The organism is Enterovibrio nigricans DSM 22720 (genome assembly GCF_900167155.1).
Lineage (GTDB): Bacteria > Pseudomonadota > Gammaproteobacteria > Enterobacterales > Vibrionaceae > Enterovibrio > Enterovibrio nigricans.
In genome coordinates this window covers 68,973-93,471 of sequence record NZ_FUXU01000009.1, presented here as the reverse complement: position 1 = coordinate 93,471, position 24,499 = coordinate 68,973, and the positions used below count along the sequence as shown (strand labels likewise).

Genomic DNA, 24,499 nt, shown 5'->3' with positions numbered 1-24,499 from the left:
TTTTTGTTATCTCAGCGTCGCGTTACTCTTCAATCGCTTCTTTCTTCTTGTTTGCTACGTGTAGCCATCCCATCTTATGCAGAACCCAAAGGCCCAGTGCCATTGTCACGATGATAGAGAAGAAGTTTCCACCCAGCTCAGGCAGTTGCATGCGTACAAACGCAGAGTAACCAAATGCACCAACCAAGAAACAGGCAAATGCAATCATCGGCGTGCCTTCCGTCAGAGGTTGATTCACATGTTGTTGGTAAAAGCAGTAAATCGCCAACACAAACGCGATAATCGGGAAAATAGAGAATGCCACGCTTTCAGCAAACAAGGTAGACAGCGTCGCACTACCACACAAGCCCGCAATAACAGCGAGGAGAAGAAATTTACGTTCTGATTGTAGATTTTGTTCCATGTTTTTTACCTGCCTGAAGACAACTTATCCTTGAGTGCATTACGTTCACGCTCTTTTCGGTACCAATACGCACCTTTAGAAATCATGCGCAATTGGATCACCAGACGCTCTGCAAGTTCAGCGCGTGCACGTTTGTCCAAATCCAGTGCTTCTGCGCCAGAACTAAAGACCAAAGTGACACATGCCTCTGCCTGATTATAGGCCTCCTCGCGAGTCAGACCTGCTGTCGCTTCGAAATATTCTGTCAACTCAGCGACAAAATGTTGTATTTCACGTGCGACAGCGGCTCGAAATGCAGCCGATGTACCTGAACGTTCACGTAAAAGTAGCCTCAGTACGTTTGGGCTACTTTCGATAAATTCCATAAAGGTTTCCACGGACGTTCTGACTACGCTGCCCTCAGTGGCAATACGTTGGCGAGCTTGGCGCATCAATTGACGCAACAGCAACCCTCCCTCGTCTACCATCGTCAGACCAAGTTCATCCATGTCCTTAAAGTGGCGGTAGAAAGACGTTGGCGCAATGCCAGCCTCTCTTGCCACTTCGCGCAAGCTGAGATTGGAAAAGCTACGGTCGGCACTAAGCTGGCTAAAAGCCGCATCGATTAGCGTACGCCGGGTTTTTTCTTTCTGTTGTGCTCTTATTCCCATCGCCAGTGTTTACCTTATGAAATCTAACAGCAAACTATACCTGCTTTTTTCGGCGAGTTCAGTTCCCGATCGGATCTGTTTCCGTAATCCTGTGTTAGATCACTCGCCTTTCCCTGTGATCATGACACGAACGTCTGCTTTTTCGCCAAAGTTACGTGATCATCTACGCTGAATAGTAGTGTCTTGATTCTCGAAAGCATGTGATCACGTTACAATTAAATCGTCACCCTTAACATAATGAAAACAAAAGGCCATACGGATATGAGCAAATCGCCCGCGACATCCCCCAACCATTTTGACGTAATCGTGATTGGCAGCGGCCCTGGCGGCGAAGGTGCTGCAATGGGGCTAACCAAAGCAGGGTTGCGGGTTGCAGTGATTGAAAAAGAAACTACCGTAGGTGGTGGCTGTACCCATTGGGGAACTATTCCTTCCAAAGCACTGCGTCATACTGTCAGCCGCATCATTGAATTCAACCGAAGCCCTATCTATACCGGTGACAATCGCCAAGTTCACAGTACCTTTTCTGCCATTTTAGGACATGCCCAATCGGTAATCGGCAAACAAACCCGCATGCGCCAAGGCTTTTATGACCGAAACCTTTGCTCCATTTTGCATGGCAGTGCGCGGTTTAGCGGCACGCATGAAATTGAAGTGCTGGCGGACGACGGTACTATTGATCGATACACGGCAGATAAATTCGTCATCGCGACGGGATCCCGCCCTTATCGCCCGAAGGATGTCGATTTCACACACGCACGCATTTACGACAGTGACTCTATCCTTTCTTTGCAACATGATCCTCGCCACGTCATCATTTATGGGGCAGGTGTAATTGGCAGTGAATATGCGTCTATTTTCCGTGGATTAGGCGTCAAGGTAGACCTTATCAATACCCGTGATCGCCTGCTTTCGTTTCTTGATAACGAAATGTCAGACTCACTCTCTTATCATTTCTGGAACAGTGGTGTGCTGATCCGCAACGACGAAACTTACGAGAAAATCGAAGGCACCAAAGATGGCGTGATCTTGCACCTTCAGTCAGGCAAAAAGATGAAAGCAGACTGTTTACTGTTTGCCAATGGTCGAACGGGTAACACCGACTCATTGAATCTCAAAGCAGTAGCTTTAAAAGCCGATTCTCGCGGTCAGCTCAAAGTGAACGATAACTACGGGACAGAAGTCGAACACATATACGCGGTTGGTGACGTGATTGGCTACCCAAGTCTTGCGAGTGCTGCGTATGATCAAGGTCGAATCGTGGCACAAGCTATTAGTGAAGGTCAGGCGAAAGGCCGACTTATCGATCACATCCCAACGGGCATTTTTACGATTCCTGAAATCAGTTCTGTCGGTAAAACCGAACAAGAACTGACCGCTGATAAAGTCCCGTATGAAGTGGGGCGTGCCCAATTTAAACACCTTGCGCGCGCGCAGATTGCAGGGATGGATGTAGGGAGTCTTAAAATCCTATTCCACCGTGAAACCAAAGAGATTTTGGGCATTCACTGTTTTGGTGAACGTGCTGCGGAGATCATTCACATCGGCCAAGCCATTTTTGAACAAAAAGGTGAAGGCAATACGCTGGATTACTTCATTAACACCACATTTAACTACCCAACCATGGCCGAAGCGTATCGTGTCGCGGCCTTAAATGGTTTAAACCGTCTGTTCTAGGTTACCCTTCAAACTAAAAAACGGAGCAATTGCTCCGTTTTTCTATTCTCATTGCTCAGCGTCATTAGCCTTCAAAGCGGACGATGTCTCGCCATGGTAATCCGGTGTCACCCAACACGATAAAGTTTGGGTTCTCCAGCGAGTCTCGCTCGTTGTAAGAAAGCGGCGACAGTGTCATATCTAAAATACGGCCTCCTGCCTCCTCAACTATGCATTGTGTAGCAGCCGTATCCCATTCGCCAGTCGGGCCTAACCGTAAATAGCAATCCACAGCACCTTCAGCGACGAGGCAAGACTTCAGTGCCGCTGATCCCAGTGGTACTAAGTCGTAGTTACGACTCGGTTCGAGGCGATCGGTGATGGCTTTGATATCTTGTCGACGGCTAATGGCAATAGAAAGCGATGTCAGTTCATCTTCATGTTTGAGAATAGAAAGGCGATGCTTCTCACCATCGGGCATGACTTTCCACGCGCCATGTCCTTTTGCCGCATAATACGACACGCCAGACACAGGACCATATACTACCCCCATTACGGGTTGGTTATTTTCAACCAATGCAATAATGGTGGCAAAGTCACCGCTGCCAGCGATAAATTCTTGTGTTCCATCCAGAGGGTCCACCAGCCAGTATCGCTCCCAACGCTCACGATCTTTGAGTGGAACGCTACAATCCTCCTCTGATAACACAGGAATATCTGGTGTTAATGCGGACAATCGCTCAGTTACCAACTTATGTGCGGCCATATCGGCACTGGTCACCGGTGTGTCATCGCTTTTTATTTTTTTTTCAAAATCACCACGTTGATATATGTCCAAGATAACTTGTCCAGACGCACGGGCAATTTCTATCACGGGTAGCAATAGCTGTGACAGCTCCATGTAGCACTCCTATAGGGCTCTCACTCTACGACTTGGTAATCCCGACTATCGTCACTCGTGGCACAAAAAACATTCTAGCGTGAGGCGAGATGTTTCAAGGCCAACATCAAGGCAGTAATACTGCGGGCTTCCCCAAAATCGACATGAGTTATTAGTTCTTCTGCCTGTGCGACGGGCCAACGGACCAACTCCAACGGCTCGGGTTCATCGCCCTCGAGCTTCTCTGGATAGAGGTCCTCCGCCAAAAACAGGGTCATTTTGCTTGAAAAATAAGAAGGTGCGAGCACCACTTCTTTTAACGGGGTCAATTGATTGGCACCAAATCCAATTTCTTCTTTTAGTTCTCGATTAGCCGCTTCCAATGCAGTTTCACCCAGATCAACCAGCCCTTTTGGAAAGCCTAGCTCATATCGCTCTGTCCCGGCAGCATATTCTCGCACTAGCAACAGATCTCCTGATTCTGTAACAGGCACAATCATAACGGCACTACGGCCACTAGGCTTCATTCTCTCGTAGGTACGTTCTTCACCGTTACTGAATCTCAGCTCCAAAGACTCTATTTGGAACAGGCGTGACTTGGCGATGACTTCTGCAGATAAAATCTCAGGTGCGATAAGTTTTTTCATGATGACTCTCTCCCGCCACGCGACTAACCGCTAAAACTCAATCGATAGCGACCTTCATTGTCTGGCTGTCCCATAAAACCTAATGCCCCTTTCATTGATGGAGGCAACGCATTACCGGGAACGAACCAGCCATTCATGTTATATCGCTGATCCGGTGACAATAACAGACTAAATTCAGTTTCTAGGGCATCGGACTTACTTCCACCATCCAATGACAAACGCCCCTCGTCGCAGGTCAGATTGGCCACCACCAGCCCTGGGTCAATAGTGCCAAGCTGAGAGGTGACACTACCTTGCGACCAAGCAATGTTGCCTTCAAGCTCATCGCAAAATGGTTTTTGAGTAAACAAATAATCACGTACGGTTAAATCGAACTGCCCAGCAAGACTGACCGGCAACGGATATGGAATAAAAGACTGCACAACGTTGGCGGACGTTGAAAACAGCAGGTTATTGGCATAAGCACCAGACATGCCATATCCGATATTCCCCTTCGCAGATAATCCTTTAACACCAGACAGGCGAATAGCCACATCTGCGTTTCCCGTAAGCAATGGCATAATATTGAGGTGCCAGTTCAGCTTCCCCATCGGCTGACCTTGCCAGCTTACGCTTGCAGCGGTGCCACTCCAAATCGTGCCACTGATAGCCCCCAGTTGCAGACCTTGAACGGGCGGGATGTAGCTGAAAATGAAGTTTGCGGGTATGTGTACTACCAGACTCACTAACAAGGTAAGGACGAACAACATGCTCATGATAATTATGCGTTTCATACTATCCTCGTCCTAACTGAAGGCGTTTCACTTCAACCATGCCTTGCGTATCTGTCTTGCCCAAGTCGATAAATTTCACTTCAACGCCGTGAGTTTTAGAGAGAAAGTCTAACCAACGCAATAGACTATTAAACGGCATCGGCTTTAACCACACCTGCAACTCTTCACGTTGCGGTTGCAGACGTAGAATCTCCAAGTTGAACCGCTTCACACTGGACGTCACTGACTGGTTTAGTGGCAATGCGCTCACTTGCCCGCCACTTCCGCTCACAGAACGAAGTGCTTCTATCTCAGCACCTTTGCTATTCACCCACGTCAGTAAGCTTTTCTCATTGGCAAGCTGTTGCTTGGCCAACTCTGCACGCGCTTGCAACGGGCTGATAACGCCCCAATACAAGCTGGCCAAAACCAGAGCCACCATTGCCACCGTTAATAACCGTTGCTCACGGCGCGACAAGTGTTGCCAATAGGCGATAACTGCTTTCATTTACGGTTCCTTTTTCAGTACAAAGGCGCCAGTTACGCTCTGTTCGTTTCGGCTCAATTGTCCAAGTTCGGTATTGAAGTCTTCTGCAAATGCTTCGCGAAGTTTTTCAAAATCGCTGAAGTCTTTACCTCTGGCATTCAAGCGAAGTTCGCCACGATCTTGGTCAAAGCGCATCGAATCCAGCTCGATACTAGGTACGCGTCCCATCAAAGGTCCAATTTCTGCCAACCAAATCATCACACCTGTTTGTACACCAGCCCCCGACAATCGACCGACTTCATTTTCAAGCAGCCTGCGCATATAGCTGGTTGTCGGAATACGTTGGTTTTGCGGTAACAGTGCTCTCACTCGTGCTTCGCTTTGCTGACGAATTTGCGCCGTTTGTGCTTCCATCTGGTAGATTTCTGCTATTTTTTCACCGCCGAGCACAGCAAGAACTATTCCGGCCGCGATGGCTGCTCCGCGCCAAGGGCGAAGGTGTTTGAGAATTTGATTCTGAGGTTTGTATTTTCCAGCCAGAAGGTTAAAGCGACTTAGCAATGCGCCTTGGGTCAGCAACAGCATGACCATCTCTGCTGGCTCACTTTTCCAGTTGTCACCCGCGTCTTCCGGCAATGCGGAATAACTGACGACAGGCAGAATGTCATCACCGTCTTTGCTGTCATGTAGACTGCGCATCCACATTGGAAGCCAACCTTCATCAACTGCACATCCTTCCATATCAGAAGTACGCAATAACCAACGGTCATTAAAGCGAACCGCAGAAATACCATCGTCTTGCAACGGCAGACACAACACATCGGGGATAATCTTTCTCACCGACATACCCGCGTCGGCTAAGTCCTGCAGCCATCGCTGCATAACGCTATGCCCAATCACAGCAACGTTTGCGATGCTCCCCTTTTTGCTTAGCAAAGTGACATGAAGTGCATCCACATCCTGGGCCAGATCGTCTTCCAGCAAATACGGCAACACCGCATCAAGCTGACGCTCACTGCCAGAGGGGATGGTGACGGTGGTCATTGTGATGGCGGCAGAATCGGCCAGTGCAATGACATCCCGCTCTTTCGCATAATCAGAAAGTTGCAACAGGCTCTCAGCCTCGCCAGAGGCGATCACCTCTTGTTGACTAACAGACCATACCAGCCAAGGGATCACCTCATTGGGATCGCCATTAAGCCTTACTGTCAGGATCTCGCTCACTCATTCCTCCAAATCGGCGACGGATAACATTTACCGCGCCTTCATCATCCCTTTTCAACAGCGATCGCAATCTCAGCGTTGTGCTGTCGAGGGTCAGTTCTGTGTCTAATTCGAAATACCGGCTGCGAACATCAAAATAGCTTTGCAATTTTTCTCGGTCGTCCTGACTGATATCAGACAACATGGGTTCGGCCAAAAAACTGTCGACATCTTTCCACCCATCTACTGGTTCGCGATCTTTTATCAGTTGTTTCGCGTCATCAACGGACACGTTGGGGTGAAATAGCGCACTCAATATCGGCGCATCTTTCTCTTCCAATGTATTCACGTTCACTACCACGTTGCTGTTTGGCAGCGCGCAGAGAAACGGGCTGACCTTATCAAACATATCGCGCGAAACACCGTTAACTGCTCGCCACTCAGAAATATCTGCCATGTATCCGTTGGGGGCAATATGGGGAACCGCTCTTGCTTCATACTCACTGTCTTCAACGCCAAGTGGTGATTGCACACTGGTGTTGCTGTCAACGTATTCCCATGTTGCGGCAGCCGCTGTCTCGGCTTCAAAACTGTCAATATTTTGGGATTCAATCAGTTGCTGTAGCGCAACCACCAGAAAAGGATTAGTGCCATTTTCTGTCGGAGCAATATCTCTCAAGCCGTTGACGTTAAAGCATGCCTGCTTATCAAACACACTCCCCGTAGCCTGACCACCATCCAGAGGATAAACCTGATCACGCACCGCCCAAGGCTGGCTCAGCGTCACTGTATCATCGCTGTCGAAGCTTTCTTCCAAGCCATAACGCGCCAATGACTCCACAGATTGAGCATACCAATAGGCTTGCTGGTATCGGAGTTGGCTTTCAGCGCGGTTAAAGTTGACGAACATTCTGTTTGCCATACTAACTGCAACGGTTGTTGCCAGAGCCATAAACAACAACACGACCAGTAACGCTACGCCGCGCTGTCGCCGCAAAGTAGACCGCTTCATCATTGCGTGGCTCCTGATGCAGCAACTAACGACTGCGCTGGCAAGAGGTAGATACGAGAGAGCTCACCGTAGCGCTCCGTCTCCAATATCACGCGAATCGCTTTTGGCATTACAAGTGGTGTATCCCACGCTTTCAGCCAAGAATCCTCGCCCAATACTTCGATGCTGATGTCCGTAACGCCGTCCATAATCGGCATTACGGCGGGCTCATTAGCGGTGCTGTCGTCTGGATACATCCAACGGACACGTTCCAAGGTATTGTCTTGAATGCGATAACCCACTTTAACGACTTCCCCGCGAGGGAATAGTTGCTGCGGATTAATCCACCCGCCACGCACGAATCGAATTCCCTGTGATTCGGAGTCCAGTAAGTCATCGCCAAATTCCAACAAATTTTCTTCGGCTTCTTCTCCGCCGTTTCGATATTGCCTTGCCAGCATCTGGCGAAAATCGCTGTCCATGATGATCAATGCACGTTGCAATGTTTTCAATGAATCACTGACTTGTTGTGTCTGTTCATTACTCTTAACAACACCACTGAACACTTGCTGCACGCCAATCGCGATCATGCCGAAAATCGCCAGAGCAAGAAGCACTTCTATCAGGGTGAAGCCTTGTATTTTGTTTACGTTAGTTCGCGGGTACATAGGTTCTCACCGTCGCCAGCGCACTTTGTTTACGCTCGTCCTGCCAAACAAGGATATCTACGGCGCGTAGGGTGCTCTGCGCCGTCGCGATGGGCTTGATCGTCCAATACCACTCGCGTCCTGCCATCTCAGATTTGCCGCTCTTCGCCGATGTGGGCACTTTATTTTCCAACATCAGCAAAGCGAGTTGGTTGTCTGCCACCATCGCAGCGAATGTTTTTTCTTCGAGCGCGCTCAAGTTGTTCACTTGTTGGCTACTTACATTCATTACAGCTAACGCAGAAATGGCGAATACCGCCATTGCTACCAGCACTTCAATCAGGGTAAAGCCGCGAGAGGTTCTCACTCCCTATCCTCATTGAGTGCACGCAGTTCAAACGTTGCCACATCATTTCCTTTTACTTGCCAAAGTCGGGTTTTTCCGTCTAAAAAGGTCAGACTAAACGGAATAATTTCACCATTGCCCATTAACACCACCTGTGGTGGCTGAGGCTTGTCTTCCTCTTCAGCAAACATCTCCTCATCAAACAGGCTTTCTCGGTCGAAAAGGCGATCCTCCTCATCAACAAAACCAGTGACCTCCAAATCCAACCCCACCCCTTCAGGCATCGACACATTGGTTTTGGTTCGCTGCTCTTCTACTGGCACCCAATCTTCAGTGGTGAGTTTAAAAAGTTGATACTTGTCATCATCAACGCGGAGCCCGAACGTCTGCCCCGAGATTAATGCCTGTTCTGTCCAAAGCTGCACTAACTGATAAAAGCGACTGGCCTCTTCTTTAGCCTCATCGCTTTTATTCTGTGGCAAGTTAGGCACCACAAATGCCGCACTGAGACCTAACACCAGTAACACCAGCATGATCTCTAGCAATGTAAACCCGGCCGGGCGCCTCCCTCTTTTCATGGATCAGTTAATCTCTAGCATGTTCCAGTTGCCGATATCCTGATTGATACCTTCACCACCATCTTGACCATCTGCACCTAACGTAAAGATATCAATGGTGCCGTGCTCACCTGGATTGAGGTATTGGTAATCATTACCCCACGGATCTTGTGGCAAACGCTTAACATATCCGTCCTGACGATAACTGCGTGGTTCTGGTGAGCTATTTGGTTTATTAACCAACGCATCCAACCCCTGATCCGTCGTGGGATACACGCTGTTGTCCAAACGGTACATATCCATCGCCCCTTCCAAGGTACTGATGTCTGTCACGGCTTTTTGCTGATCGGCCTTATCGACGTTGCCCAAGAGGTTAGGTGCAACGAAGCTTGCCAGAACGCCCAAAATTACAATAACAACCATGATTTCCAGCAGGGTAAAACCCTGTTGACGACGTTGCATGTTTATCTCTCCTGAAAAAAGCTGCCCTGCAGCGAACTAACGTTATGCACCCATAACGTTTTGAAGTTGAATGATCGGCATCAGCGTTGCTAACACAATGAATAGCACCATACCCGCCATGATCATGATGAGCGCAGGACCAAAAATGCCCAGCGCGATATTAACCTGTGATTCAAAGTCTCGATCTTGGTTGTCTGCCGCCCTTGTCAACATCGGCTCCAATTCCCCACTCCGCTCTCCACTGGCAATCATGTGCAGCATCATGGGCGGAAACAATTTGGACTTATCCAGTGAAACTCGCAGGCTTGAGCCTTCACGAACACGGTCTGATGCCTCAAGGACTTTGGCTTTCACCCAAGTATTGGTCATAACATTCGCAGAAACTCGCATCCCATCAAGCAGTGGAATCGCGCTTGAGGTGCAAATGGACAGTGTTCGAGCAAAACGTGAGGTATTAAGCCCTCGCGCCACACGACCAATCACAGGCAGCGTCAGAATACGTCGGTCCCAGGCCAGTCGACGCTTTTCGTTTCTCAACATGGTTTTCACCGTAAAAAACAGTGCAATAACGCCAGCCAGCACCAGCAATCCCCAACGGGTCACAAAGTCACTGATATTGAGTAACGCTTGTGTCATCCCCGGCAACTCGGTACCCGTATCCACAAACTGTCCCACAATGTCTGGAACGACAGTGGCAAGCAAAAATGCGACGATACCGATGGCTGCCACAGTCAATACCATGGGATACACCATGGCCTGAATAAGCTTATTCTTCACTGTCTGGCGGTTTTCGACATAATCCGCGAGACGGTCAAGCACCGGCCCTAAGTGGCCCGACTTTTCACCTGCAGCGACCATGGAACGAAACAACTGATCGAAGACATGTGGATAGTCACCCAAACTGTCTGCCAGCGTGTAGCCTTCAACTACGCGCGCGCGAACCCCCGTCAGCATATTTTTTAAACGCTGCTTTTCTGATTGTTCGGCCACCGCTTTTATACACTCTTCCAAGGGCATTGCCGCTTGTACCAGTGTCGCCAATTGGCGTGTCAGCAACGCCAACTCGCTAGTGCTGATCCCACGCTTAAACCCCACCGATTGAGATTGCGTTTGCTGCTCCTTTTCGTAGGACTGCGCAATCTCTACAGGTACCAGCGACTTATCACGTAACATTTGACGAGCTTGACGCGCCGTATCTGCTTCGATGACGCCTTTAACCGTCCGGCCTTTGGCATCTAACGCTTTGTATTCATACGCCGCCATCAGCCCTCCCGCGTCACACGCAAGACTTCCTCAAGCGTCGTCTGTCCCGCTCGGACTTTGGACAGGCCATCCGCCCGAATGCTCGGTGTCGTTTGGCGAATATAGCGCTCAATGGCTTGCTCACCAGCTTCGTTATGGATCAATTCTTGAACTTGGGTGTCCACAACAAGCAGCTCGTGAATACCCGTTCGGCCACGATAACCTTTGTGATTACAGGCTTGGCAGCCTGTCGCACGATAAAGTGTTAACGGTTCATCTTCGGTCATATCAAACCAGGCTTTACTCTGAGTATCAGCCTCGTACGGTTCTTTACATGTTGGGCACAAGGTGCGAATCAATCGCTGTGCTAGTACGCCTAAAAGCGATGACGAAACGAGGAAAGGCTCAATGCCCATATCACGCAAACGGGTCACGGCACCGACCGCCGTATTGGTGTGTAAAGTGGACATCACCAAGTGGCCCGTCAGTGAGGCTTGAACTGCGATTTGTGCAGTTTCCAAATCACGGATCTCACCCACCATCACCACATCAGGATCCTGACGCAAAATAGCGCGCAAGCCTCGGGCAAATGTCATATCGACTTTGGTGTTGACCTGCGTCTGACCGATACCGTCAATATCAAATTCAATTGGGTCTTCAACCGTCAGAATATTGCGTTCTGAGCTGTTAAGCTCAGTCAGCCCCGCATAAAGCGTGGTGGATTTACCTGAGCCCGTCGGCCCCGTTACCAGCAAGATGCCGTGTGGGCGTTTAATCAGTACCTGGAAGTTGTCATGGACTGAACGCGTCATGCCCAGGCTTTCCAAATCCAGTTGGGTCGCGTTTTTATCCAGAAGGCGAAGCACCACACGTTCACCGTGAGACGAAGGCATGGTGGACACACGCACATCGACCGCTCGGCCACCTATGCGCAACGAAATACGGCCGTCCTGAGGTACTCGTTTTTCTGCAATATCGAGACGTGCCATAACCTTAATACGTGAAACCAAAAGCGGCGCGAGCTTGCGGCTTGGGCTTAACACCTCCCGCAATACACCATCAACACGGAATCGGATAGACAGACTTTTCTCAAACGTTTCGATGTGAATGTCCGATGCCGTTTCTTTGATTGCTTCACCCAACATGGCATTAATCAATTTGATGATTGGCGCATCATCTTCCGATTCCAGCAAATCTTCGCTTTGTGGCAACTCTTCTGCCAAAGCAAAGAAGTCATCACTATCCGCGCCAATGTCTTCCATCAATTGCTGCGCTTCAGACGAGTCTCGTTGGTAGAGTTGCGTCAGCTTGGGATCAAACTCATCAGCCATCAGTTTAATTGGCGTAAAAGCGCGTCCCAAGACACGCCTTACTTCTGCCAATACCGCTGGCTTAGGTTGATCGCGATAATAGAGCAAATAACCTTGTTCTGTGCGCTCAACGACCACCCCATGCCGTTTTGCAAAACCAAACGGCAAGCGGGTTGTATTGAGCGGAAGCTCTTGCTCGATATCCTGCACGATGTCGACGTCTGACTCGTTCAGTTGCGTATCCATACTGCGATTACCTCAATTCCGCCATGATTGCGCGAATTTCAGCAGGCATAGATAAATCCGCACCGTATTCTGGAAGAACGGGTGTCGTCACGCCTGGCATCAGCTTCACTTCTTCTTGAGCACGGTAGATCTGCTCAGCACGGATGTAGTTATATTTTCGCTGGGTAATACCGTCTGCTGTCAATCCCGTACGAATGATCGTCGGCTTGATAAACAACATCAGGTTTCGCTTGGTTTTGCCCGAGGACGTGGATTTAAACAGATGCCCCAGCAGTGGAATATCACCCAGTATTGGGACTTTCTGCTCGCTCTCATTGGTTTGCTCATCAATCAAACCACTTAGCACAATCATTTGCTGATCCGCAGCCAGAACTGAGGTCGTTAGCTGGCGCTTACCAAATCGAATATCGACCGCACCACTGGCACCCAATACATTGGAAATCTCTTGTTCGATGCTGAGTTGAACTGAGTCGCCCTCATTGATTTGTGGCGTCACTTTCAACTTGATACCCACGTCTTTACGCTCCACCGTCTGGAACGGGTTGTCATTGTTCGACCCAGTTGCAGAACCTGTCACGACGGGCACTTCTTCACCCACGATAAAAGAGGCTTCTTCATTGTCCAGCACCATCAAACTTGGCGAAGACAAAATGTTGGAATCACTGTTGGTCGACACTGCCGTTACCAATGCTGTCCAGTCGCCTAAGACAATACCTGCTGCTAGGCCGCTCACACCGCCAAGCACTTCGGCAATCGCTGTTGGATCACCCGATTCAGTAATCGGGACTTGCACTAGATTGTTGTTATTGTCGAAACGAGACTCCGTCGTAGTCGTATCTTTGGCCTCTTCCTGCGCCGCCAGATAATTGGTGATTGGTACACCCGTATTACCAAACTGAATGCCACCACCATCCAGAGAACCCCATTGAATGCCCAAATTTGCACCGTCACTTTCCGACATTTCCACAATCATGGCCTCAATCAGAACCTGCGCCCGGCGAATATCGAGCTGTGCAATCACGCTTTCCAACGCGCGCATGATGTCTGGCGGAGCGGTAATCACCAGTGCGTTAGTGCCTTTGTGCGCGGAAATTTTCACATCGCCACCCGATGTTGCTGCACTGGCTTGACGCTGGCCTCCTTGTTTTTCCGCCACCAGGTTTTCCGACACACCCTGCAGCACTTCAACAACTTCTTCAGCTTTGGCATAGCGAAGATAAACCACACGGTTGTTACCAATGGTCGCCATTTCACGATCGAGTTGAGAAATCAATTTACGGATACGTTCGCGAACCTGAGGCTCACCGGAGATCAACACTGAGTTGGTGCGCTCATCCGCCACAAAACTTGGTTGAAGCAAGGCCGGAACATTTTTACCGTCAGATTGCTTATGCAAAGATTCCACGATACGCACCATTTCAGATGCTGACGCGTGTTTGAGATTCACGATCTCAACTTCCGTGTCACCCGCCTGATCGACACGTTCGATGATATTGGCCAAGCGATTAACCACTGCTGCATTACCGGTGATCATAATCACGTTAGCAGGGTCGTAATGCACCACATTACCCGCCCCCGCGTTATCAATCAGTTGGCGAAGCAGTGGAGACAATTCACGGACCGTCACGTTCTTCACAGAGACAACACGCGTGATAATGGCATCGCCTTCAATCGAGTTATTCCCTACAACGGGAATCGCAGATTGCTTAGCATCCTTATCTCTCACCACTTTCAACACGCCATTTTCCATCTCTACCACTGCGAAGCCATAGACTTCGAGGACATTGAGGAAAAACTGGTAATACTGCTCTTCGTTGAGCACGTCATAGCTACGCACATTGACCTTCCCGCGAACAGCAGGGTCAACAATGATGGTTTTCTCTAGATTGCGTCCGACAATCTCAATGAACTCTTGCATGTCAGTGCCTTTGAAACTTGCGCTAAATTCCGCAGCCCAAGCTCCTACGCTCTGCATGGTAAGCACACCGGCTATGAGCCAAGCATTCCGTTTCTTACCGTTTTTCACTGTATTCTCCGTCCCCAGTCTTCATTACAGACTGATATAGATTTCGTGCAACTGACCGCCACGTTGAACGGTTAGGCTAATTTCCGATGCATCTGACAAACTTTGCCAGATGCGATTCATCTCTGCTGGATTGGTCAAATCGGCACCGTTAATGCCTACGGCGATGTCACCCGTTTGAAGCCCAGCATCCGTAAATAGTCGACTGTCGCTCCCTGGCCCTATTCGATAGCCAATAAGCCCTGTTTCGTTTTGCTCGCGCGACAGCGTGAGGTACTTCAATAAGGCTTGGGGGTTATTCATGATTTCTGCTTTGATCGCGCTTAAATCCGAATCACCAGAAGAAGCTCGCTGTTGCGCTGGCGCTTTCCTCACCGGTGCTTTGTTGGGCTGGTTGTAATCAACGCCCGCCAGCATCAGTGCTTCATCTCTGCCATTGTTTCGTAATATGACGCGATCATTCAGCACTTGTCTGAGAGTAACGCGCGTTCCTTCGATAGGCTCACCAATGCCATAGGTTTTCTGCGAACCACGATTGGCGATAACCGCAAGTCCTCGCTCGGGCTCTGAACTGGCCACCAAACCGACCAATGTTAAATTTAGCTTGGTTTTGGGTGCTTCAACCACTGGTTGAGGTTTAGGCTCAATCGGAGCCGATTTTGCATTGAACTCTCCAAAGAACTGATGAAGAGCCAATTGGTCGATATGATAGGCGGGAGTTGTGTTTGTGGATGCGACAAAGGCTGTTGGTTGTGAGTTTGCTTCCACAGAGGTCGGTTCAAACCATACCCAAAGAAGTCGCCCCAGCGTCCAAGCTAAAAACAGAATCAACAGACGAGCTACCCATTTTGATAGGTAGACATGAAAATCTTTCCCTAGTTGTGGTTGCGCTATATTTGCCAAACGCGAAATCCCAAAATTCGAAAACATGCTGTTCCTGTTCTTATAAGTCGACTTTCCAAAGTCACTCAGCGAATAACTGAAGTTTATATCTATAAAAAATATTCAGTTGCTGGACTCTCCAATTTACCCTTTTTATCTGCACTTGCCGATAAGTAGGAGCTTATTTTTGGGTTAATAATTCCAATTCAGCTTGAAAGTTAGACGTGAAAACACCATATAAGACCCCTAATTGTGATGCTGATCGTATTAAGTAATACGTGATAAGTTTAGCCACCATACGGTAGAGAGGTATTTTGTGGGTTCCAAACTCGGGAAAACTGACCAAAATTTGCAGATAAGGCTAGATAAATGGCTTTGGGCTGCACGTTTTTATAAAACGCGTACGCTTGCCAGAAACATGATCGATGGCGGAAAAGTGCACTACAACGGCCACCGTTCAAAGCCAAGCAAAATTGTTGAGTTAGGCGCTGAAGTCAAATTGAGATTGGGCTTTGAAGAAAAAGTCGTGATCATCGAGAAGCTCAGCGAGCAACGCCGTGGGGCCCCAGAAGCACAAACACTCTACAGAGAAACAGAAGCAAGTGTGACGCGAAGAGAACAACGCAGCGTCGAACGTCAGCTTCACGCACACAACCCAAGTCCAGATCGTCGTCCTGATAAAAAGCAGCGACGCGATATTATAAAATTTAGAAACAGTAACGATTAACGCCGGAGAAGTTATCCCATGGCACAAGATAGTCTGCACCGTTACTTGTTCGATGGCGTCTCTGTACGCGGCGAACTGGTTCAACTTTCTGATTCATACCAACAGCTGACAGGTAGTAAAGACTACCCTGCACCTGTGAAACGCCTTTTGGGCGAACTGATGACAGTCACAAGCCTGCTAACAGCCACTCTGAAGTTTGAAGGTAGCATTACCGTCCAACTTCAAGGTGATGGCCCAGTATCACTGGTCGTGATCAACGGTAATCACAATCAAGTGCTTCGTGGTACAGCACGTTGGAATGACAGCCTCCCGAGCGAAGGCACATTGCCAGAGCTAATGGGTAAAGGCCACATTGTGATCACCATTGAGCCTGAACAAGGTGAACGTTACCAAGGCATCGTCGGCCTAGAAGCTGATACGCTTGAAGCATGCTTGGAAGATTACTTCGCGCGCTCTGAGCAATTGAAGACACGTTTATGGCTTCGCACAGGAGATGTAGACGGTCAAGACAGAGCCGCTGGTATGCTGCTTCAGATCCTTCCAGATGGTATGGGTAGCGACACAGATTTCGATCATTTGGCACAATTGACAGAGACAGTGAAGAACGAAGAACTGTTCAATTTGGACGCTGAAGAAGTGTTATACCGTTTGTATCACCAAGAAAATGTAAAAGTGTACGAGCCTAAAACAGTCACATTTAAGTGTTCATGCTCCCGCGAGCGCAGCGCATCTGCGATTGCTGCTATCGAACGCCAAGAAATTGAAAAAATGGTCGAAGAGACCGGAAATATCAAACTTCACTGTGACTACTGCGGCACCGATTATGAGTTTGATTCTTTAGATATTTCATCCATTTACGAGCAAAACGGGCCATCATCAGGCACAGTGCATTAATAATTTTCTTTATTAAATAACGCTCAAAAAACCCACAAAAACCGGCCTCTGTGCCGGTTTTTTTATTTATTTGCCCAATTTTCCCACAAAAGCTACGCTGAATTGTAACTGCTTAATTTTGTACAAATAATAACCAATATAGTGTGGCACAACTGCGCAACAAGGCGGTAATATTAAAAAGACACAACGGAAAAGAGAATTACATTCCCTTAAATTGTTTGTGGTTATTTTTTGAATTGAATCCCTGAATTGCCGAGTTCAGGTTGCTAGCATGGACGACAGTTAATTACATCTTACCCAAGGAGCACCTATGACTGTCATGAACGTCGAGAAAAAGGTTGCAAATAATATGGATTTGTCAAAGCACGGTCTTTTCAATGTAAAAGAGATTGTACGTAACCCTACATACGAACAACTTTTCACAGAAGAAACCAAACCAGAACTAGAAGGCTACGAAAGAGGGACTGTTACCGAGCTTGGTGCAGTGTCTGTAGATACTGGTATCTTTACTGGTCGCTCACCGAAAGACAAATACATAGTGCGCGATGACACTACACGCGACACCATGTGGTGGTCGGATCAAGGCAAGAATGATAACAAGCCAATCGACCAGCACGTATGGGATGATCTCAAAGCCCTTGTTACCGCACAACTGTCTGGCAAACGTCTGTTTGTGATTGACGGATTCTGTGGTGCGAACCCTGATACCCGCCTAAGCATTCGCGTTGTCACAGAAGTTGCGTGGCAAGCGCACTTTGTGAAAAACATGTTCATCCGCCCAACAGAAGAAGAGCTGGAAAACTTCGAGCCTGATTTTGTGGTCATGAACGGCGCAAAATGCGTGAATGAGAAGTGGGAAGAGCATGGTCTGAACTCTGAAAACTTCACTGTCTTTAACCTAACTGAGCGCATGCAGCTGATTGGCGGCACTTGGTACGGCGGCGAAATGAAGAAAGGTATGTTCGCAATGATGAACTACTTCCTTCCGCTGAAAGACATTGCATCCATGCACTGTTCTGCAAACATGGGCAAAGAAGGTGACGTTGCTGTCTTCTTCGGTCTGTCTGGTACCGGTAAAACCACGCTGTCTACTGATCCTAAACGTGCACTGATCGGTGACGACGAGCACGGCTGGGATGACAACGGTGTCTTCAACTTCGAAGGCGGTTGCTACGCGAAAACCATCAAGCTATCTAAAGAAGCTGAGCCAGATATCTACAACGCAATCCGTCGTGATGCGCTGTTGGAAAACGTAACGGTTCGTAACGATGGCTCTATCGATTTCGATGACGGCTCTAAGACTGAAAACACCCGTGTTTCTTACCCAATCTACCACATCGAAAACATCGTTAAGCCTGTGTCTAAAGGCGGTCATGCGAACAAGGTTATCTTCCTGTCTGCTGACGCATTCGGTGTTCTGCCTCCAGTGTCTAAACTGACTCCAGAGCAAACTAAGTACCATTTCCTCTCAGGCTTCACCGCGAAATTGGCAGGTACTGAGCGTGGCATCACAGAGCCAACACCAACCTTCTCCGCTTGTTTCGGTAACGCGTTCCTGACGCTGCACCCAACCAAGTATGCAGAAGTACTGGTTAAGCGTATGGAAGCTGTCGACGCGGAAGCTTACCTTGTAAACACTGGCTGGAATGGTTCTGGCAAACGTATCTCTATCAAAGATACGCGCGCGATCATCGATGCAATTTTGGATGGCTCAATTGAAAAAGCTGAGACCAAACAAATTCCTGTGTTCAACCTAGAAGTCCCTACCAAGCTACCTGGTGTTGATCCAGAAATCCTTGACCCACGTGACACCTACGTTGACCCACTTCAGTGGGAAAGCAAAGCAGAAGATCTGGCTCAACGCTTCGTGAAGAACTTTGAGAAATACACAGATACTGCAGAAGGCCAGTCACTGGTTCAAGCCGGTCCTCAGCTGTAATTTCAGCGAGTGGAATTAAACGACAAAGCCCCCATCTGGGGGCTTTTCTTTATCTTGCTTCACGCACTCTTCGTTTACTTCTTGAATAATGGTGTTTTTTAAGCCAACCTCATGTAAACACGGGGCTCTACGCCACTTACTCTTACCGATTACCCATTTTGATTCGCCCCCATTGTGGCCGACAAGCAGGGTATAAAAGAGACTGACTCGCCATGCGATTGCTCGCTAAGTTGTTTGCTTCTGTCTTCATCATCGTTGTGGTGGCTTTGCTCACCATCATTGCACTGCTTCATACCCAATACGGCCTGACGATGGTCAAGCACGTCATCAGTACCATTTCTCCTTACCAACTGGCCGCTGAAGAACTTCGCTACGACATTGCTCATCCCTTTACGTTAACGTTTATACACCCTGAATTAACGCATGCTGAAAGCGAGCCAGATCATGCCAATTTTCAGGCAAACTCTGTCAGTATCACAGTCATCCCGCTGTCTTCACTGATGGGTGAAAACGTGTTACGAAGTGTGGTCATCAAAGGGGCTGACGTTACTGATGAATGGCACAATGCATTACCCGCGCAATTAACTATTGAGCATATAGCGCTGGATAATATCAGCTATTCAGGTACCTCCATGGCCTTTAAAGACGCTGCAATTCAATTAACCGATTGGGAAAATAGCGACGCCCCTTGGGGAAATTGGCAGGGACAATTTTTGTTTTCTTCCCCGTTAGTGGAAATTGACGGCCTGCCGATGAGCAACTTGCTGCTTGATAGCGAACGAGCCAAGGAGAGTTGGGAAATATGGGGGATCTCGTTTAATAGCCAATGGGGCAATATAACCGGCAGCGCAACACTGTCAGATTCTCGCCAATGGCTGTTTCATCAGTTGACACTCAGTGATGCTCAGCTTGAGTATTCAAGTTCGCTGGAGCGCGTCATAGATCAATGGCAAGACTTCACGAAGAACAATGTGGTGTCTTTTCGGCGTTTAGATCTGCTCGATATAAGTGCCTCTTTTGAGACATTTACTGTTGAACATTTAAACGCGTCGTTACAAGGTCTGGTTTTAGAACATGGCAAGCCAATGCTGGCGGATATCGATGCTCTGTTATCCTTCAATGCGAGCTTAATCCGCTACCAAGACTGGGTGATGACTGACATCCTGTCCGATGTTTCACTGGACGGAAACGACATTGATATCAACGCGTTTTCTACCAAAATTGCAGACGATGGGTTTATATCATTCGCCGGTAAACTCAATACCACCGCACTGTCACTCAACAACCTCGTGATTAGTGGCATGAGCTTGAATGCTGAAGACCCCATTTTGCAATCAACCTTCAGTGCCCTGCAACAACTGAACGATGTGCGCGTGAACAATATGACCGTGAAGCACACCAATGTCCTGTATTTGGACAAACGCTTCCCTCTCCAAGTGGTGGGGCTTAACTTACGCGGCCAAAATGTGGTGCTGAAGCAAGCAGGAAAACCCGGTCTATGGCAAGGCCAACTGTCGGCCAGCGCCGCCAGTGCCAGCGTCAATCGCATCCCTGTTTCGTCACCCTATTTCTCAATGGAAAGTCACAAGGGAAATTGGCAAATCGATCCGCTGTCCTTGTCATTTATACAAGGACAGTTTGCCGCAAAAGCACACATCGATTTATCCCGACAGAGTGTGCCGTGGAAAGTGACCGTGACAGGACTGAGCGTTCCAAATGATATTTACGCACGATGGCTATCGCTGCCGATAGAAATCAACGGAGAGCACGACATTGCGCTTTCCCTCTCCGGATTGGCAGACAATGAAGACAGCTTTGCCTATAGCCTGAGCGGTGAACTGACGGCGACACCACACCGATTGTGGCTGCATGCCGATAGCGGGCAATCACTGTCTCAAAGTGTGCTGAGTGCACTCCAACACCAAGACAATGCAAAAAATCAAAATCAGCGTCCATTAACCATAAGTAACATCCAGCTAAAGGCTGATCGGGGGCGCATATCACTGGCACCCGTTGTGATAAAAGAACACAACCAGAGCGTGAACCTGTCAGGGCGTTGGGATTTGGTGTCCGGTGAGGCGGATTTGGAAGTATCGAAGAAATAGGTCAGCCAAAAAGAAGCGTCTGCGTCTGCGAAACGGCTGAATCCTCTTGTGCTTCAGGCAACAACACATAAGTTCCAACAAAGGTACCCGCTACGTCTTCACCGCTATAAATGGTCACTTCTAATTTGACTCGGGCTTTTCGGCCGCTGGCCAAGCGGTCAAGATCGCCACTCAAGTTATCCAACGATACTGCAGCTCGTGGACGTTCAGTGACTGGTCGGCCATAACGAATATGGCTGTCAGCCAACACAATGCTCGCCGACAATTGACGTTCTTTCATCATCAACCACACCATCCCCCATCCTGCAAGTGTCGCCATGCTGAACACACTACCTGCAAACATGGATTGATGCGGATTAAGGTTCGCATTGAGCAATGCTGCTACTTCAAAGCGATAACCCGTGAATTGAGAAATTCGCACACCCATCTGGTCACTGATCGGAATTTGCTGTTGCCAACGTTGCTGCAGTTCTTGACACCATTCAGGACGACGAACCACATCTGACATGGGGTCGAGAGGTTTTAGCATTTGCTGGTGACACACAGGGCCACGCTCTCACTCAGTTCGCCTTGGTTTACAAAGCCATTGGAACCGTAGAAACCAATCGCATCTTCGCGCGAGTTACATACCAGACGTTTCGCACCTTCTTGGCGCGCAAGCGACTCTAAGGCCATGAGAACCAAGGCGCCTAAGCCTTTACCTCGGTATTGCGGAGCCACCGCCATATAGCGGATCTGGCCGTCATTGTCTGGGCTGATATACAAGCGCCCGATAGCGATTGGCTCGCCTTTCGCGTCAATGATCATACGATGGTGTGAGCCCACATCATACGCATCACGTTCTGAGCCTTCCGGCTGTCGCCAAGGTTCACGCAGCATCTTCCACCTAAAGTGGTAGTACGCTTGAAGTTCGTTGTCTTTCGTTGGAGTAACCAATCGAAACATACCGTTCCTCTCCTGTGAACCTAATCGTATCGCCGTTATACTTGAAGCCAGAATGTCACAGGCCCATCGTTGACCAGACTGACCTTCATATCCGCCGCAAACACACCATTTTCAGTACGCACTCCACTGTCGCGGCAGTGTTGTGAGAAAACCTCGTACAGACGAGCAGCTTCATCAGGCGGTGCGCCATTAAAGCTTGGACGCATGCCTTTATTGGTATCTGCGGCAAGAGTGAATTGAGACACCACGAGAACATCCCCGCCAGCCTGCTGAACATTGAGGTTCATTTTGTCATTTTCATCGCCAAAAATGCGATAGCCGAGCACTTTCTCGTGTAAGCGATGCGCCTTTTTATCGTCATCACCTTTCTCGACACCCAGCAAAACTAACAAACCTTTACCAATCGCACCCACGACTTGGCCATCAACCACTACGTTGGCTTCACTGACTCGCTGAATAAGCGCAATCATACCAGTTCCTTCTTTATCATCTTAATTATCAATAGCTTGATTTAACGGGTCTTTTTCAGACTTATACCACAGGTTTTTCTCACCAAGGGAAGCGGTCACTTCTGCCCCGAGCAGCACAATACACCAGCTCAAATAAACCCACACGAACAAAAGCGGGACCACGGCCAACGCACCATAAATCAGCTCATAGGAAGGGAACTTTGCCACATAGATGGAAAAAGCTTTCTTACTGAACTCAAATAATAAGCTGGCAAACACAGCGCCTGTAAGCGCATGCCAGATCACCACCCGTCGATTGGGCACTAAGGTATACAAACCAAAAAAAGCCAACGCGGTTAAGGTGAATGGCAGCGCACGCAAGAGCGTCGGGGCCCACATCTGGCTGCCTTGTAAATTCAGCAAGTTCAATGACCCTAAATAAGAACTGACACCGATACTGGTGCCTACCATAACTGGCCCAAGAGTCAGTACCATCCAGTAAATCGAAAAAGAAATCACGGGTGCACGTTTATGTTTCACTCGCCAAATGTAGTTCAAGCTTTTATCAATCGCCGATATCAACATCAGGGCAACCACAAATAAGAACCCGACGCCGACCGCAGTCATCTTACCTGCGTTGGCAACAAATTCATTGAGGTACTGCTCTAACACTTCACTCGATGCAGGCACAAAGTTATGCAGAACAAATGACTTTACCTGCTCACCCGCGCCGGCAAAACTCGGGAAAATGGATAATGCAGACAAAAGAACGGTGATCAGCGGCACCAAGGACAATAATGTCACATACGCCATATACCCGGCACTGACAGTCAACCTATCGTGACTTACTCGTAATATGAGATGTCTTGCAAAAGCAAACAGGATATGTCCCATCCTGAGCAAAGAATGCTTGAGTCGTTCCACAGCTTCAACCATAGTTTTTTGTTAAGACAGTAATCATACACCAATGTTTCAAGGAGTTTATCGTGCGTCTTCTCTCTGCGTTGTTTCTTATTTTCACTCTCTCAGGGTGCCAATCTGCTTACTATGCCACGATGGAAAAAGTCGGCATTCACAAACGCGACATCATGGCAGACCGCGTCGAAGCTGCCTCCGATGCTCAGCAAGAAGCCAGTGAACAATTTACCAATGCGCTCGAAGCACTAACGGCCCTCACCCACTTTGACGGGGGTGAACTAGAAACCATGTATAACACCATCAACGATCAGTATGAAGAAAGCGACGCGGCAGTCGAAAACGTCCGCGAACGCATTGATGCGGTTGAGGATGTTTCCGATGCGCTGTTTGAAGAGTGGCAAGAGGAACTTTCGCTTTATTCCAGTACTAAGCTCCGTCGAGAAAGCGAACGCAAACTCAAAGAAACAGAGCGAAGCTACCACCAAATGGTTGCTGCCATGAAAAAAGCAGAAAGCAAAATGGAGCCTGTTTTAGACACGTTGCGAGATAACGCTCTGTATCTTAAACATAATCTGAATGCCGCCGCCATCGGCGCTTTAAAAGGCGAATTTGCAGGATTAGAACAAGAAATAAACCGAGCGATCAAAGATATGCAGGCCGCAATTGCCGAGTCAGAACGCTTCCTTGCAACACTAAAAAACTAAATGAGTCTTTACCGTTTCTCGTTCTTGAAACACATCATGTGAGACAAATTCCTTTAAGGTTTTGGCAGGCAGAAAGGCCTGCATTCAACGGAGTATTTCCGTTTCTCAACCTGGAGGAGAACACATGAGCATTATTTCCTGGATCATTCTTGGGCTACTCGCTGGCATTTTGGCTAAGTGGATTATGCCTGGGAAAGATGGTGGCGGATTCATCATGACAACGTTGCTTGGCATCGCGGGGGCCGTTGTTGGTGGTTGGGTCAGTACCCTTATTGGTATTGGCACCACTGGCGGTTTAAGTATTGGCAGTATTGTGATGGCAACAGTGGGCGCTCTTATCTTACTGTTCGCCTATAACAAGCTGGCCAAGTAACGAATTCTACACAAAAAAAAGCCTCCCAATCGGGAGGCTTTTTTATTTCAAACAACCTAAG

General features: G+C 48.5%; 25 protein-coding genes and 1 pseudogene. 7 read left to right on the top strand and 19 right to left on the bottom strand.

The features are described from left to right. Nucleotides 1-22 precede the first annotated feature (22 nt). Complete coding sequence (locus B5D35_RS05720) at nucleotides 23-403, bottom strand: YijD family membrane protein (protein ID WP_078751633.1); 381 nt, start codon at nucleotides 401-403, stop codon at nucleotides 23-25. A gap of 5 nt (nucleotides 404-408) precedes the next feature. Beyond that, nucleotides 409-1,053, bottom strand: coding sequence for an HTH-type transcriptional repressor FabR (gene fabR / locus B5D35_RS05715; RefSeq protein WP_078751632.1), 645 nt, complete (start codon nucleotides 1,051-1,053; stop codon nucleotides 409-411). Between the two features lie 261 nt (nucleotides 1,054-1,314). Here fabR and sthA point away from each other — a divergent pair, with 261 nt between their 5' ends. Then, nucleotides 1,315-2,730: a Si-specific NAD(P)(+) transhydrogenase gene (gene sthA / locus B5D35_RS05710; protein WP_078751631.1), complete on the top strand. Its 1,416-nt coding sequence runs from the start codon at nucleotides 1,315-1,317 to the stop codon at nucleotides 2,728-2,730. Nucleotides 2,731-2,794: 64 nt separating this feature from the next. Here sthA and cysQ read toward each other — a convergent pair whose 3' ends face one another. The 14 genes from cysQ to gspC all read right to left on the bottom strand — a co-directional run bounded on the left by cysQ (nucleotide 2,795) and on the right by gspC (nucleotide 15,432). Then, complete coding sequence (gene cysQ, locus B5D35_RS05705) at nucleotides 2,795-3,610, bottom strand: 3'(2'),5'-bisphosphate nucleotidase CysQ (RefSeq protein ID WP_078751630.1); 816 nt, start codon at nucleotides 3,608-3,610, stop codon at nucleotides 2,795-2,797. Between the two features lie 74 nt (nucleotides 3,611-3,684). Beyond that, the gene (gene nudE / locus B5D35_RS05700) at nucleotides 3,685-4,236 is read right to left on the bottom strand and encodes an ADP compounds hydrolase NudE (protein WP_170915126.1); all 552 of its coding nucleotides are present in this window, start codon (nucleotides 4,234-4,236) and stop codon (nucleotides 3,685-3,687) included. Nucleotides 4,237-4,259: 23 nt separating this feature from the next. Then, a complete protein-coding gene (locus B5D35_RS05695; protein WP_078751628.1) occupies nucleotides 4,260-5,009 on the bottom strand; it encodes a type II secretion system protein N in 750 nt (249 codons plus the stop codon). A 1-nt stretch (nucleotide 5,010) separates the two neighbouring features. Further along, nucleotides 5,011-5,496 carry a type II secretion system protein M gene (locus B5D35_RS05690; protein WP_078751627.1) on the bottom strand — a complete coding sequence of 162 codons (486 nt, stop codon included), beginning with the start codon at nucleotides 5,494-5,496 and terminating at the stop codon, nucleotides 5,011-5,013. Continuing rightward, entirely contained in the window at nucleotides 5,497-6,699 is a 1,203-nt protein-coding gene (gspL, locus tag B5D35_RS05685) for a type II secretion system protein GspL (RefSeq protein WP_078751626.1), read from the bottom strand. It abuts the gene before it with no gap. After that, nucleotides 6,671-7,693, bottom strand: coding sequence for a type II secretion system minor pseudopilin GspK (gene gspK / locus B5D35_RS05680; protein ID WP_078751625.1), 1,023 nt, complete (start codon nucleotides 7,691-7,693; stop codon nucleotides 6,671-6,673). The genes gspL and gspK overlap by 29 nt, the downstream gene beginning before the upstream one ends. Then, nucleotides 7,690-8,337 (bottom strand): type II secretion system minor pseudopilin GspJ, encoded by a 648-nt coding sequence (gene gspJ / locus B5D35_RS05675; protein ID WP_078751624.1) that lies wholly within the window; start codon nucleotides 8,335-8,337, stop codon nucleotides 7,690-7,692. Before gspJ ends, gspK begins: the two co-directional genes overlap by 4 nt. Then, nucleotides 8,321-8,683 (bottom strand): type II secretion system minor pseudopilin GspI, encoded by a 363-nt coding sequence (gspI, locus tag B5D35_RS05670; RefSeq protein ID WP_078751623.1) that lies wholly within the window; start codon nucleotides 8,681-8,683, stop codon nucleotides 8,321-8,323. Before gspI ends, gspJ begins: the two co-directional genes overlap by 17 nt. Further along, nucleotides 8,680-9,240, bottom strand: a complete 561-nt coding sequence (gene gspH / locus B5D35_RS05665; RefSeq protein WP_078751622.1) for a type II secretion system minor pseudopilin GspH — start codon at nucleotides 9,238-9,240, stop codon at nucleotides 8,680-8,682. The genes gspI and gspH overlap by 4 nt, the downstream gene beginning before the upstream one ends. Nucleotides 9,241-9,243: 3 nt before the next feature. Beyond that, nucleotides 9,244-9,681, bottom strand: coding sequence for a type II secretion system major pseudopilin GspG (gene gspG / locus B5D35_RS05660; RefSeq protein WP_078751621.1), 438 nt, complete (start codon nucleotides 9,679-9,681; stop codon nucleotides 9,244-9,246). 42 nt (nucleotides 9,682-9,723) lie between these two features. After that, complete coding sequence (gene gspF, locus B5D35_RS05655; RefSeq protein ID WP_078751620.1) at nucleotides 9,724-10,944, bottom strand: type II secretion system inner membrane protein GspF; 1,221 nt, start codon at nucleotides 10,942-10,944, stop codon at nucleotides 9,724-9,726. Further along, the gene (gene gspE, locus B5D35_RS05650) at nucleotides 10,944-12,479 is read right to left on the bottom strand and encodes a type II secretion system ATPase GspE (RefSeq protein ID WP_078751619.1); all 1,536 of its coding nucleotides are present in this window, start codon (nucleotides 12,477-12,479) and stop codon (nucleotides 10,944-10,946) included. The genes gspF and gspE overlap by 1 nt, the downstream gene beginning before the upstream one ends. Before the next feature lie 7 nt (nucleotides 12,480-12,486). Then, nucleotides 12,487-14,505 carry a type II secretion system secretin GspD gene (gene gspD / locus B5D35_RS05645; protein ID WP_078751618.1) on the bottom strand — a complete coding sequence of 673 codons (2,019 nt, stop codon included), beginning with the start codon at nucleotides 14,503-14,505 and terminating at the stop codon, nucleotides 12,487-12,489. Between the two features lie 24 nt (nucleotides 14,506-14,529). After that, complete coding sequence (gene gspC, locus B5D35_RS05640) at nucleotides 14,530-15,432, bottom strand: type II secretion system protein GspC (protein ID WP_078751617.1); 903 nt, start codon at nucleotides 15,430-15,432, stop codon at nucleotides 14,530-14,532. Between the two features lie 268 nt (nucleotides 15,433-15,700). Between gspC and hslR the strand changes: the two genes are divergently transcribed. The 4 genes from hslR (at nucleotide 15,701) to B5D35_RS05620 (ending at nucleotide 21,049) form a co-directional block, all read left to right on the top strand. Further along, a complete protein-coding gene (gene hslR, locus B5D35_RS05635; RefSeq protein WP_078751616.1) occupies nucleotides 15,701-16,111 on the top strand; it encodes a ribosome-associated heat shock protein Hsp15 in 411 nt (136 codons plus the stop codon). 18 nt (nucleotides 16,112-16,129) lie between these two features. Next, complete coding sequence (gene hslO / locus B5D35_RS05630) at nucleotides 16,130-17,005, top strand: Hsp33 family molecular chaperone HslO (protein ID WP_078751615.1); 876 nt, start codon at nucleotides 16,130-16,132, stop codon at nucleotides 17,003-17,005. Nucleotides 17,006-17,315: 310 nt separating this feature from the next. Further along, nucleotides 17,316-18,944: a phosphoenolpyruvate carboxykinase (ATP) gene (pckA, locus tag B5D35_RS05625; protein ID WP_078751614.1), complete on the top strand. Its 1,629-nt coding sequence runs from the start codon at nucleotides 17,316-17,318 to the stop codon at nucleotides 18,942-18,944. A gap of 212 nt (nucleotides 18,945-19,156) precedes the next feature. Beyond that, nucleotides 19,157-21,049 carry an AsmA family protein gene (locus B5D35_RS05620; protein WP_078751613.1) on the top strand — a complete coding sequence of 631 codons (1,893 nt, stop codon included), beginning with the start codon at nucleotides 19,157-19,159 and terminating at the stop codon, nucleotides 21,047-21,049. 1 nt (nucleotide 21,050) lies between these two features. Here the strand turns inward: B5D35_RS05620 and B5D35_RS05615 are convergent. The 3 genes and pseudogenes from B5D35_RS05615 to B5D35_RS05605 all read right to left on the bottom strand — a co-directional run bounded on the left by B5D35_RS05615 (nucleotide 21,051) and on the right by B5D35_RS05605 (nucleotide 23,379). After that, nucleotides 21,051-21,994, bottom strand: a pseudogene (locus tag B5D35_RS05615) (bifunctional GNAT family N-acetyltransferase/hotdog fold thioesterase). A gap of 35 nt (nucleotides 21,995-22,029) precedes the next feature. Beyond that, a complete protein-coding gene (dtd, locus tag B5D35_RS05610; protein WP_078751612.1) occupies nucleotides 22,030-22,464 on the bottom strand; it encodes a D-aminoacyl-tRNA deacylase in 435 nt (144 codons plus the stop codon). Between the two features lie 21 nt (nucleotides 22,465-22,485). Continuing rightward, a complete protein-coding gene (locus B5D35_RS05605; protein WP_078751611.1) occupies nucleotides 22,486-23,379 on the bottom strand; it encodes a virulence factor BrkB family protein in 894 nt (297 codons plus the stop codon). Between the two features lie 50 nt (nucleotides 23,380-23,429). Here B5D35_RS05605 and B5D35_RS05600 point away from each other — a divergent pair, with 50 nt between their 5' ends. Further along, entirely contained in the window at nucleotides 23,430-24,065 is a 636-nt protein-coding gene (locus B5D35_RS05600) for a DUF2959 domain-containing protein (RefSeq protein WP_078751610.1), read from the top strand. A gap of 124 nt (nucleotides 24,066-24,189) precedes the next feature. Next, nucleotides 24,190-24,438 carry a GlsB/YeaQ/YmgE family stress response membrane protein gene (locus B5D35_RS05595; protein ID WP_078751609.1) on the top strand — a complete coding sequence of 83 codons (249 nt, stop codon included), beginning with the start codon at nucleotides 24,190-24,192 and terminating at the stop codon, nucleotides 24,436-24,438. Nucleotides 24,439-24,499 lie beyond the last annotated feature (61 nt).

Excerpts from the sequence above, each read along its gene's own strand:
- B5D35_RS05720 (WP_078751633.1), bottom strand. The coding sequence starts at position 403 with ATGGAACAAAATCTACAATCAGAACGTAAATTTCTTCTCCTCGCTGTT.
- fabR (WP_078751632.1), bottom strand. The coding sequence starts at position 1,053 with ATGGGAATAAGAGCACAACAGAAAGAAAAAACCCGGCGTACGCTAATC.
- sthA (WP_078751631.1), top strand. The coding sequence starts at position 1,315 with ATGAGCAAATCGCCCGCGACATCCCCCAACCATTTTGACGTAATCGTG.
- cysQ (WP_078751630.1), bottom strand. The coding sequence starts at position 3,610 with ATGGAGCTGTCACAGCTATTGCTACCCGTGATAGAAATTGCCCGTGCG.
- nudE (WP_170915126.1), bottom strand. The coding sequence starts at position 4,236 with ATGAAAAAACTTATCGCACCTGAGATTTTATCTGCAGAAGTCATCGCC.
- B5D35_RS05695 (WP_078751628.1), bottom strand. The coding sequence starts at position 5,009 with ATGAAACGCATAATTATCATGAGCATGTTGTTCGTCCTTACCTTGTTA.
- B5D35_RS05690 (WP_078751627.1), bottom strand. The coding sequence starts at position 5,496 with ATGAAAGCAGTTATCGCCTATTGGCAACACTTGTCGCGCCGTGAGCAA.
- gspK (WP_078751625.1), bottom strand. The coding sequence starts at position 7,693 with ATGATGAAGCGGTCTACTTTGCGGCGACAGCGCGGCGTAGCGTTACTG.
- gspJ (WP_078751624.1), bottom strand. The coding sequence starts at position 8,337 with ATGTACCCGCGAACTAACGTAAACAAAATACAAGGCTTCACCCTGATA.
- gspH (WP_078751622.1), bottom strand. The coding sequence starts at position 9,240 with ATGAAAAGAGGGAGGCGCCCGGCCGGGTTTACATTGCTAGAGATCATG.
- gspG (WP_078751621.1), bottom strand. The coding sequence starts at position 9,681 with ATGCAACGTCGTCAACAGGGTTTTACCCTGCTGGAAATCATGGTTGTT.
- gspF (WP_078751620.1), bottom strand. The coding sequence starts at position 10,944 with ATGGCGGCGTATGAATACAAAGCGTTAGATGCCAAAGGCCGGACGGTT.
- gspE (WP_078751619.1), bottom strand. The coding sequence starts at position 12,479 with ATGGATACGCAACTGAACGAGTCAGACGTCGACATCGTGCAGGATATC.
- gspC (WP_078751617.1), bottom strand. The coding sequence starts at position 15,432 with ATGTTTTCGAATTTTGGGATTTCGCGTTTGGCAAATATAGCGCAACCA.
- hslO (WP_078751615.1), top strand. The coding sequence starts at position 16,130 with ATGGCACAAGATAGTCTGCACCGTTACTTGTTCGATGGCGTCTCTGTA.
- pckA (WP_078751614.1), top strand. The coding sequence starts at position 17,316 with ATGACTGTCATGAACGTCGAGAAAAAGGTTGCAAATAATATGGATTTG.
- B5D35_RS05620 (WP_078751613.1), top strand. The coding sequence starts at position 19,157 with ATGCGATTGCTCGCTAAGTTGTTTGCTTCTGTCTTCATCATCGTTGTG.
- dtd (WP_078751612.1), bottom strand. The coding sequence starts at position 22,464 with ATGATTGCGCTTATTCAGCGAGTCAGTGAAGCCAACGTAGTGGTTGAT.
- B5D35_RS05605 (WP_078751611.1), bottom strand. The coding sequence starts at position 23,379 with ATGGTTGAAGCTGTGGAACGACTCAAGCATTCTTTGCTCAGGATGGGA.
- B5D35_RS05595 (WP_078751609.1), top strand. The coding sequence starts at position 24,190 with ATGAGCATTATTTCCTGGATCATTCTTGGGCTACTCGCTGGCATTTTG.